We start from the raw sequence: 9809 nt of genomic DNA, 5'->3' as shown, positions 1-9809 counted from the left end.
GCGGGGCCCCCCCCCCGGGGGGGGGGGGGGGGGGGGGGGCGGGGGGGGGGGGGGGGCCGCCCCCCCCCCCCCCCCCGGCGGGCCGCCGTCCTCGGCGCGGCCCCTCCCGCCGCAAGCGCCGCGGCCTGACGCGTGGTCAGCGCCGACCCGGCCCCCGCGCGTACGCCCGGGTGCGGGAGATCCCGCGCGGTGAGTACCCGGGCTCACGTCCCGCGGCCCCGGCTCCGCGAGGCTGTACGGCATGACCTCGTCGACACCCGCCGCCCGGTCCCGGTACGCCCTCGTGCTCCTCACGGTGGTCTGGGTGGTGGCGTGCCTGGCGTTGCTGTGGTGGTTGTTCACCATCGGCATGGAGGGCTGGGCCGACCACCACTCGAACGGTGGCGGGCGGTCGGCGGAATTCGGGCGCCGCTCCGCCCAGGCTCTGCTGTGCCTGGCGGCGACGGCAGCGGGCGGGCCGGCCGTCATCGCGCTTGTGGCGTTCGGCTGCCGGTACCGCCGCACCGGGCTGGTCTACCTGCTCCTCGCCGTCGTGGCCGCGGCGGCGCTGGCGCCGGCGGTCGCGGATGCCGCGCGCACCCTCCGGCCGCCGGCCGCGCCGCTCCCGGCGCCGACGACCTGCCAGGAGCACAGCGGCGGTGACAGCCGCTGCCCGGGCGGCTGAGCGACCCGGTGGTGCGGTACGGCGCGGGACCGTCGCTCGTGGCAGAGCGTGATGGTCGACAGATTCATTTGCGGCTATGTATCGTCACAGGCTCGACCGGCGTACCGACCCGCAGGGAGCACGCGATGGACCACCTCGACCCACCCGCGTGCTGTGGCGACGGACCGGCGGTCGCCGGTGTCGACCGCCGCGCGGTGCTGCTCGGCGCCGCCCTCGGCGCGGGCGCCCTGGCCGGGCTGGCCATCCCCGGCCGCGCGTACGCCGCCCCCGCCATCTACCACCCCTTCTCCGGGTATCCCGTCACCGGCACCTGGCAGGAGCACCTGAACCGGGGTTCGCTCGGCGGCGTCGACTTCGGCATGCCGGTCGGCACCCGCCTGCCCGCCTGCGGCGCCGGCACCGTCCAGAACATCCCGTACAACGGCACGGGCGGGCACACCGTCACCATCCACCACGCGGACGGGTACCGCAGCCAGTACATGCACCTGTCGCAGTTCCTGCTCGGCAACGGCGCGGCCGTCGCCGGCGGCACCGTCGTCGGCCTCTCCGGCGGCGCCGCCGGAGCGCCGGGCTCGGGCTCGTCCACCGGGCCGCACGTGCACTGGCACATGATCAACCCGGCGGGCGTACGCATCGACCCGCTGGCCTACATCGGGCAGAACCCCGTACCCGGGCGACTGCCCAAGACCTCCACCGAGCAGGACGGCGTCCCCGGCGTCATCTTCTACCAGCGCATGCAGAACTGGCTGCGGCTCACCGCCGGATACACCGGACCGGTCGACGGCGTGCCCGGGCCGAACACCTACGCCGCCCTCCAGCGGGCCATGCGGGCCTACGGCTACACCGGGCCGATCGACGGCCAGCCCGGCCCGAACACCTGGCGTGCCGTGCAGCGCCTCGCCTCCGGCCACGGCTACACCGGCCCGATCGACGGGGTCATGGGGCCCAACTCGTGGCGCGGCTTCGCCCGCTTCCTCAACCAGGACAGGTGGGACTGACCGCGACAGCCCCGCCGCGCTGGCCGCACGGGCGGCGGCGCGGCGCGGACCGGACGCGTATCGTCCGCCCGTGAGCGCCGAACTCCTCGACGACTTCGTGCGGGCGGACCGCGACCGTGCCCTGGGCACGTACGGCATCCACGTCCACCGCGAGGGCCACCCGCCCGTGGCACACCGCTTCCGGTCCGACGACCGGGTGAACGTGTACTCCGTCGCCAAAACGTTCACGTCCGTGGCCATGGGGCTGGCCGAGGCGGAGGGACGGCTGAGCCTCGACGACCGCCTCCTGGACCACCTGCCCGAGCTGCGGCCGATCGCCGCCGACGGGCTAGGTGCCGTCACGCTCCGGCAGTTGCTGACGATGACCAGCGGCACCAGCCACCGCTGGTTCGCCGACGAGCGGATCACCGCCGCCGACCTGCTCCACGAGATCGTCGCCGCGCCGCTCGCCGCCGCGCCCGGGACCCGCTTCGCGTACACGGGTTCGGGTCCGTACGCCCTCGGCCGGGTGATCGCCCGGGTCACCGGGGCCGACCTGCGCTCGTTCCTGCTGCCGCGCCTGTTCGCGCCGCTGGACCTGCACAACCCGGCCTGGCACGCGTGTCCGCTGGGCCACCCGCTCGCGGAGAGCGACCTCTTCCTGCGTACGGAGGAACTCGCGCGGTTCGCCCGGCTGCTGTTGCAGGAGGGCCGGTGGGACGGCCGGCAGGTGCTGCCCGCGCGGTACGTGCGGCGGATGACGGGGGAGCGGGTCGACACGAGCGCCGTGACGTACGGCGAGCCGTACACCCACGGATACGGGTTGGGCGTGTGGCTCGACCGGGCCGGCACGTACCGGTTGGACGGCCGCTACGGCCAGTACGTGGTGGTCAGCCCCGCGCGCCGGGCCGCCGTCACGGTGACCGCGCACGCGGAGCGCGACGAGGAGCTGCTCACCGCGATCCACGAGCTCGTCGTCGCGCGGTGCTGACGCGCCGGTGCCGTCCACCCGGCGGGCGGACGGCAGCGGCCGTGGTGGTCAGCAGCGTGGCACGCCGGGAATGAAGCCGTCGTGGCCGGTCAGGACGTACGCGTCGGAGACGTAGCGGTTGGTGCCGATCCGGTCCCAGACGTTGCTCGTGCCGTAGGGGCCGGTCACCGTCGTGCCGACGGCCTGGCAGTAGATGCTGACGGTCGCGCCGTCGGCGACGGAACCCACGACGGCGTAGCCGGTGCCGGGCCCGGAACGCACGTTGAGGCTCACCCCCTCGGTGTTCACCGTGCCGGAGCCGACGCCGGTCTGCTGGTTCACCAGCTGCATGTAGTAGGACCAGTTCCAGTTCGGGCCCGGGTCGGTGTGGGTGGCCCCGGGGACCTCGTGGTGACCGATGATGTGCGTCCGGGTCTTGGGGATGCCGTACTTGTTGGCGAGGCTGCGGGTGAGCGTCGCGGAAGCCCTGTACATCGCGTCGGTGAACCAGGCCGCGTTGTTGACGTACCCCTCGTGCTCGATGCCGATGGACTGGGTGTTGTAGGTCCAGTTGCCGGCGTGCCAGGCGATGTCCTTCTCCCGCACCGACTGGGTGACCGCCCCGTCGGAGGAGCGGAACGTGTAGTGCGCGCTGGCCTGGGCGGCCGGGTTCTGGAACCAGCTGATCGAGCCGGCGTAGCTGCCCTGCGTCACGTGGATGACGATGTACCTGACGGAGTGGCTGGTGGGTCGGCTCGCCACCGTGTAGTTGCTGGTGCTCGCCGGCGCCCACGCGGCCGGTCCGTAGTCGGTGCTGAGAGTGCCGGGCCCGTCCGATTCGCCGCCCGGCAGGTCCCGATCCGGTGCCACCTGGCGGCCGGGTACCCGCGCCACCCCGGCATGGCCGGTGTCGAAGCCGGTGCGGAGCAGGTCGTAGACGGCGTCCGCGTAGAGGCGGGCGAGCGACGGGCTGGCCGCGCCGCCGTAGCGGGCGACCGCGGCGTACCACTCGTCGACGTCGTCGCGCCCGGCCGCGCTCAGGCCGGCCTGGTCGGCGTAGGAGCGCAGGACGGCGGCCGCTCCGGCGACGTTCGCGGCGGCGTCGGTGCGCAGCGCGGCACGGCTGAGCCCGGTCAGCGTGGCCGCCTCGTCCAGGGTGTGCAGCTTGGGGTTGCTGACCAGGTGCATCATGCCGTAGCCGCCCGCCGCGCTGGGTGCGCCGCCGTGCCCGTCCAGGCGGGTCTCGGCGTAGCCGAGGGCGACGAGCAGGTCGCGGGGGACGTCGTACCGGCCGGCGGCGGTGTCGAAGGCGGTGGCCAGCCGGGCGGCCGCCGGTGGGGCCCCCTCCGGGGCGGCCGACACGGGCGCGGCGGCCAGGGCTGATTCGGCAGTCAGGAGCAGGGTCGCGGCCAGCATGGCGCTGAGCAGCCCACGCCTGCGTCGCGCGGCGAGTCGAGCAGTCATCTGCACCCCTCACAATATTCGCCAATGTCGATGAGGATCGGCGGGTGGCGGTAACGTACACCGCGACGGACGGCGATGTAAATGCCCTCCGTGGCGGTGCGGCGAGGTGGCGGAAACCTTCAACCTGGTGCGCCGGGCGCCTCCGTGGCACCACCGCGCCGAGTGGACGGGCGGGAAGCGGGCGGCCCCGGCCGGGACGGGATAGGGCCTGGCGGGTCCGGTGCCCGCACCGGTATGCTCCCCGCCGATGACGACTTCCTCTCTCACCAGATCGGAGGCCCGGTTCTCGCAAGGTGAGTGCTGATGCACTCCCGACCCGCGAGTCCGGACCTTCGTCCGTCCTTCTGGCCGCACGTGCGCGAGTTCGCCGTGCCGCCGTCCATGATCGAGGTTGCCACCGCCCGTCGGGCCGTCGGGGACTGGGCCGGGGCGTGCGCCGCCGCCCGCGTCGACGCCGATGTCGACATGCGCTCCGTGGCCCGTACCCACGGTCGGGAACTCGCCGACCGGCTCCGCGCCGACCTTCGCCACCTGGCTCCCGACCTGCTGCGCTGGCATCTGCCGAGGATCGCGCCCGACGGGCTGCTGCGCCCCGGCCTGACCATCGCGCTGGCCCGCTACGACCGGGGCGGACGCCCCGCCGACACCGTGCACCTCGTGGTCCGGACGCCACCGGCCTGGGCCGACGCCGGTCAGCGGTTCAGCCTGGCGCTGTGGGACGGGTCCCGCTCCGGCTCCGGGCCCTGTCGCCATCCGCACCCGCACCCCGACCGCCGGTTCCGTCTCGACCTGCACCGCCACCTGTGGGACGCGCGGCGGGCCGGTGAGCTGCGCGTCCGGTCGGGGGCGGACCGGCCGCCCGAGGACGACCCCTGCGCCGTCCTACCGGAACCGCTGCGGACGGCCGGGCGACGGCGGGGCTGGGCGGTGCGGAGGTGGCCCGCCGAGGCAGCCATCCTGCTGCGCGCCGAGGGACGGGCCGGTGGTCCGGTCGTCGTACGGGTCGGGGCGCGCCGCCACCTGCTGCTGGAGGTGGCGGCCGGAGACGGTCCCGGCCCGCCCGAGCTGCGGACCGCGTCGTCGCCCATGCGAAGCCGCGTCGGGACGCACGGGTCCACGCCGGTGTTGCCCGACGCCGCGACCTGGGTGTCGCCGGACCTGGAACTGCTCCGCAGCGGGCTGATCGAGGCCGACCGGCTGCATCCGCTGGTCGCGTCGGCCCTGGCACCCGGCCGCCCGGCGGGGACCGCGCCCCGGACGACGGACCGGGCGGGACAGCCGCGCCGGGTGCGGTGCCGGGGAGCCTGGCACCGGATCGGCCTGGCCGGCGGGACGCTCGTCGCGCTCGACCACGACCCGGCCGAGGTGCGCCGGGAGGAACTCCTGGCCGCGTTGACCGGCACCCCGCTGCCCTGCCTCCAGGCGATCGACGAGGCACACCGCCACCCGGAGTGCCTCCCCGAGGTCCGGGCCCGCCTGGACCACGGCGACACCGCCGGCGCGCTCGCCGTCGTCGAGGCCCTGCTCGGACCCGACGCGCGGGTGCGCGACGGGGCGCTGCGCAACGAACTCGAGACGGCCGCACTGCGGCGGGTCACGTACGGGCTGTTCCGGGCGGGACTGGCCGGGACCGGCCCCGGCCCCGCCGCCGCAGAGCGTCGCCGTACCCGCGACCGTCGCTCGCGTCCGCGCCACGGCATCGCCCGCTGACCGAGGGCCCCGGCCCCGCACCACCTCGCTCTTGCACCCACCACGAGAAACCACAGGTGATCACCATGTCCCTTGCCGTCGACCGGACCCCCGATCCGCAGCTCGCCGTCGCCGCCGAGCTGCTCTCCCTGTTGCGCGACACCACCACCGAACCGCGATCCGACACGCAGCTGGAGGCACTGACCCTGGCAGTGGCCGCCGACCTGCCCGTGCTGTTGTGGGGTGAACCGGGGATCGGCAAGACCGCTGCCCTGACACAGCTCGCCGAGGCGCTGGACCTGCCGCTGACGACCGTCGTCGCCAGCGTCCACGAGCCGTCCGACTTCTCGGGACTGCCGATCGTCGGTGACGACCCCGCGACGCAGGGCGTCCCGATGGCGCCGCCGGACTGGGCCGTACGCCTCGTCCGCGCCGGCCGCGGGCTGCTGTTCCTGGACGAGCTGTCCACCGCCCCGCCGGCCGTCCAGGCCGCCCTGCTCCGCCTCGTGCTCGAGCGGCGGGTGGGCGCGCTGCGGCTGCCGCCCGGTATCCGGATCGTGGCCGCCGCGAACCCCCGGTCCTCGGCGGCCGACGGCTGGGAGCTGAGCCCGCCCCTGGCCAACCGCTTCGTCCATCTCCAGTGGGTCCACGACCACGAGGTCGTGGTACGCGGCCTGGGCGGGACCTGGCCCCGGACCGCGCCGCCCCGGCTGCACCCCGAGAGGTTGCCGGAGGCCGTCACCTTCGCCCGGCGCGCGGTGTGCGGGCTACTGTCGGCCCGCCCCGCGCTCGTGCACCGGCTGCCCGGCAACGAGACCCGCCGGGGCGGCCCGTGGCCCTCGCCCCGTAGCTGGGAGATGACCCTGCGCCTGATCGCCTTCGCGACCGCGGCGGGCACCTCCCGGGAGGTGCTCTCGATGCTGGTACGGGGCACGGTGGGCGACGGCCCGGGGCTGGAACTGCTCGCCAGCATGGACCGGATGGACCTCCCCGACCCCGAGACGTTGCTGGCCGACCCGGCGGCTGCGGTCCTGCCCGAGCGGGGCGACCTGCGGCAGACCGTGCTGGACGGCGTGGTGGAGGCCGTCCGCGGGCGCCCGGAGAGGGGGCGCTGGGAGGCCGCGTGGACGCTGCTGGTCCGGGCGCTGGAGACCGGCCCGCCGGACCTGGTGGTCGTTCCCGCGAGCACGCTCGCCGCCCTGCGCCGCGAGGACTGGGACGTGCCGGCGGCGATCGAACGGCTCGCCGGGGCGGTGTCGGTGTCCCGGCGAGCCGACCAGGCCCGGCTCGCCGCCGCGGGGAGCGGCAGGTGAGCCCGGAACCGGGGACGCTGGACCGTGAGAAGCTCTTCGCCGCCCGGCTGCACGCCGTCCGGGTCCGGCCCTACCTGGCGTCGGCGCTGTTCGCCCTGCACCTGGTGGAGTCCCGCCGGGTGCCGACGATGGCGGTGGACAAGCACTGGCGGTGTTACGTCTCCCCGGTGTTCGTGGACCGGACCCCGGTGGAGGAGCTCGCCGGGGTGTGGGTGCACGAGGTCTCGCACCTGCTCCGCGACCACCACGGGCGCAGTGACCGGGTCGCGCGGGAACGGGGACTGACCGGGCCGGGGGAGCGGCTCCGGATGAACATCGCCGCCGACTGCGAGATCAACGACGACGTGTTCGGCGACGGGTTGGCCCGGCCCGACGGCGTCGTGGACCCGGCGACGCTGGGGCTGCCCGAGGGGGAGCTGATGGAGGACTACCTGCGACAGTTCCGGCTCGGGCCGCGTACGCAGGGGCTGGTCTGGCTGGACTGCGGCAGCGGCGCCGACGGGGCGGAGCGGGAGTGGGACCTGGGGCCGGACGGCGCGCAGGGCCTCAGCGCGCAGGAACGCGACGCGGTGCGGTTCCGGGTGGCGGAGGGCATCACCGGGCGTCCCGGGGACGTCCCGCAGGGCTGGCGGAGGTGGGCGGAGGAGGCGTTCCACCCGCCCCAGCCGTGGCGGGACCTGCTGGGGGCGGCGATCCGCTCGGCGGCCTCCGGCGCGGGCGCGGGCGAGGACTACACGTACGGCCGGCCGGCGCGGCGCTCCGCCGGGGTTCCCGGCGTCGTCCTGCCCAGCCTGCGGCGCATGCCCCCTCGGGTCTGCGTGGTCGTCGACACCTCCGGGTCCGTCAGCGACGCCGAACTGGGCAGCGCGCTGCTCGAGGTCGCGGCGATCTCCCGCGCCGTGGGCGGCCGGCGTGACCTGGTCACCGTGCTGTCCTGCGACGCGGCGGCCCGGACCGTGCACCCGCTGTGCCGCGCCGAGGAGATCCCGTTGGTGGGCGGGGGCGGGACGGACCTGCGTACGGGCTTCGCCCGGGCGTTGCGGACCCGGCCCCGCCCGGACGTCGTCGTGGTCCTGACCGACGGGCAGACGCCCTGGCCGGCCGCGCGGCCGCCCTGCCGCACGGTGGTCGGGCTGTTTCCCCGCCGGCACACGTACTCCGGATCGTGGAACGAGGACGATCCCGAGTACGTGCCGGACGCACCACCGGAGTGGGCGCGGGTGGTGGTCATCGGGTAGTCCGGCACCGGCGTGGCCCAGCTTCCCGGGGCGGCGTCACGAACCGCCGAGGCGGGGCGTGACCGGGCGGATCTCGACCGGGGCGCCCGGCCGCCCGCCCGCGCGCGAGCGGTACTCGGGGACGCCCACGCAGGTGAAGAGCAGCGCCGCGAGGTCGTCCGGCTCGCCCAGCAGCCCCGGGACGTCCGAGTCGAGGAAGGTCATGCCGGAGGCGCCCGCGCCCAGGGCGTACGCCGCGAGGTGCAGCCGGCCCTCGACGAGCCCGGCGGCGAGCTGGGCGTCGCGGTAGCCGCGGTCGTCGAGGGCCGACATCGGCGCGGCGGCGACGACGACGTAGGCGGCGTCGCCGGCGAGCGCCTGGTCCAGGCAGACCCGGAGCAACTCGTCGCGCAGGTCACCGGCGCGCAGCGGCGTCGACAGGTCGGGCCACCGGTAGAGGCCGGGCGGCACCCCGTCGACCCCGTGCACGGCGACCCAGTGCGGCACCGGCACGCCGCGCAGGGCCGCGGCCAGGGGCCATTCCAGCAGGGCGCGCGGCAGTGTGCGGGACCTGTCCATCCGCCGCTGCGAGCCGCGCCGGCGGACGACCTCGTCGAGCGGGTCGGACGGCGGGTACGCCGGCAGCGGCTCCGCCGACGGCCAGGGCGCGCCGAGCACGTCCCGCTCGCCCGCGCGCTGGGCGGCGGTGCACAGCGGCAGCTCGACCGGGGGCAGCTCACCGGGGAGCGCCGGCCCGGTGGGCCCGATCGCCGGATCGCCGTCGCCGAAGGACAGCAGGGCCAGCGGGTACTCGTGCACCCCGTCCGCGCCGACGAGCGCGCGCACGGTGGCGTCCGGGAAGAGCGACCGCAGCCGCGGCGACAGGCCGGCGCTGTCGGCGGCCGCCGACAGTTGGGACAGCAGCGTGCCGGCGTCCCAGTAGAGGTGTCGCCAGCCGCGCTCGGCGTAGCGCCACCCCGTGCGCCACGGCACGCCCGTGACCACAAGCGTCGTGACCGCCCCGGTCGCGGCGGGAGCCACCTGGACGAGCGCGTGCCGCCGCGCGTCGTACCAGTGCACGCCGTCCGGCACCCCCGCGACGCCCCGGGTGCTCGCGTAGACCTCCAGCGGGAAGCGCGCCCCGGCCGAGCCGGCGGCGCGGTAGAGGAAGGGGCGGCCGTTGCGCTCGGCGGTGCGCACGACGCCGGCGCCCAGGAAGAGCACGCGGCCCAGCTGCGCCGCGTCGAGGGGCCGCGCGGGGGCCGCGACGCCGGCCAGCACGGCGGTCGCGGAGACGCCGGGGTCGGGCAGGTCGCGCGGCAGGGCGAGGACGGCCGGGCCGTCCGGGTAGCCCTTCATGGGCGGCGGCAGGGTCCCGGGGTCGTTCGGGACGAGGTCGTGGCGGACGCGCGGATCGTCCACGGGCACGTCCCACTCGCGGCTCGGCTCGTAGGACGTCAGCCGGTGCAGCAGCCCGGCGCCGGTGTCGAGGTCCATCCGGCCATCCTGCCAGCG

Annotated in this window: 8 protein-coding genes; 6 read left to right on the top strand and 2 right to left on the bottom strand. The window is 76.0% G+C overall.

What is annotated here, in order from left to right; translation table 11 throughout:
- Nucleotides 1-241: 241 nt before the first annotated feature.
- The 3 genes from AB0B83_RS22705 (at nt 242) to AB0B83_RS22695 (ending at nt 2632) form a co-directional block, all read left to right on the top strand.
- The gene (locus AB0B83_RS22705) at nt 242-664 is read left to right on the top strand and encodes a DUF6234 family protein (protein ID WP_357579847.1); all 423 of its coding nucleotides are present in this window, start codon (nt 242-244) and stop codon (nt 662-664) included.
- A 125-nt stretch (nt 665-789) separates the two neighbouring features.
- Entirely contained in the window at nt 790-1662 is an 873-nt protein-coding gene (locus AB0B83_RS22700; RefSeq protein WP_357579846.1) for a peptidoglycan DD-metalloendopeptidase family protein, read from the top strand.
- A gap of 70 nt (nt 1663-1732) precedes the next feature.
- The gene (locus tag AB0B83_RS22695) at nt 1733-2632 is read left to right on the top strand and encodes a serine hydrolase domain-containing protein (RefSeq protein ID WP_357579845.1); all 900 of its coding nucleotides are present in this window, start codon (nt 1733-1735) and stop codon (nt 2630-2632) included.
- Between the two features lie 48 nt (nt 2633-2680).
- On the opposite strand, the gene AB0B83_RS22690 is transcribed toward AB0B83_RS22695, so the two are convergent.
- Nucleotides 2681-4075: an N-acetylmuramoyl-L-alanine amidase gene (locus tag AB0B83_RS22690; RefSeq protein WP_357579844.1), complete on the bottom strand. Its 1395-nt coding sequence runs from the start codon at nt 4073-4075 to the stop codon at nt 2681-2683.
- Nucleotides 4076-4378: 303 nt separating this feature from the next.
- Here AB0B83_RS22690 and AB0B83_RS22685 point away from each other — a divergent pair, with 303 nt between their 5' ends.
- The 3 genes from AB0B83_RS22685 to AB0B83_RS22675 are packed head-to-tail and all read left to right on the top strand — an operon-like array spanning nt 4379 to nt 8315.
- The gene (locus AB0B83_RS22685; protein ID WP_357579843.1) at nt 4379-5785 is read left to right on the top strand and encodes a hypothetical protein; all 1407 of its coding nucleotides are present in this window, start codon (nt 4379-4381) and stop codon (nt 5783-5785) included.
- Nucleotides 5786-5841: 56 nt separating this feature from the next.
- Complete coding sequence (locus AB0B83_RS22680; protein ID WP_357579842.1) at nt 5842-7077, top strand: MoxR family ATPase; 1236 nt, start codon at nt 5842-5844, stop codon at nt 7075-7077.
- Complete coding sequence (locus tag AB0B83_RS22675; RefSeq protein WP_357579841.1) at nt 7074-8315, top strand: VWA-like domain-containing protein; 1242 nt, start codon at nt 7074-7076, stop codon at nt 8313-8315. Before AB0B83_RS22680 ends, AB0B83_RS22675 begins: the two co-directional genes overlap by 4 nt.
- A 36-nt stretch (nt 8316-8351) precedes the next feature.
- Here AB0B83_RS22675 and AB0B83_RS22670 read toward each other — a convergent pair whose 3' ends face one another.
- A complete protein-coding gene (locus AB0B83_RS22670) occupies nt 8352-9791 on the bottom strand; it encodes a hypothetical protein (RefSeq protein WP_357579840.1) in 1440 nt (479 codons plus the stop codon).
- Between the last annotated feature and the right edge of the window lie 18 nt (nt 9792-9809).

It is taken from the genome of Micromonospora sp. NPDC049060, assembly GCF_040649055.1.
Taxonomy (GTDB): Bacteria; Actinomycetota; Actinomycetes; order Mycobacteriales; family Micromonosporaceae; genus Micromonospora; species Micromonospora reichwaldensis.
Note: the sequence above shows the minus strand (reverse complement) of the source record. Positions and strands in the feature narration are given on the sequence as shown.

Coding starts and splice junctions, on each gene's coding strand:
- AB0B83_RS22700 (WP_357579846.1), top strand. CDS start 790: ATGGACCACCTCGACCCACCCGCGTGCTGTGGCGACGGACCGGCGGTC.
- AB0B83_RS22670 (WP_357579840.1), bottom strand. CDS start 9,791: ATGGACCTCGACACCGGCGCCGGGCTGCTGCACCGGCTGACGTCCTAC.
- AB0B83_RS22685 (WP_357579843.1), top strand. CDS start 4,379: ATGCACTCCCGACCCGCGAGTCCGGACCTTCGTCCGTCCTTCTGGCCG.
- AB0B83_RS22690 (WP_357579844.1), bottom strand. CDS start 4,075: ATGACTGCTCGACTCGCCGCGCGACGCAGGCGTGGGCTGCTCAGCGCC.
- AB0B83_RS22705 (WP_357579847.1), top strand. CDS start 242: ATGACCTCGTCGACACCCGCCGCCCGGTCCCGGTACGCCCTCGTGCTC.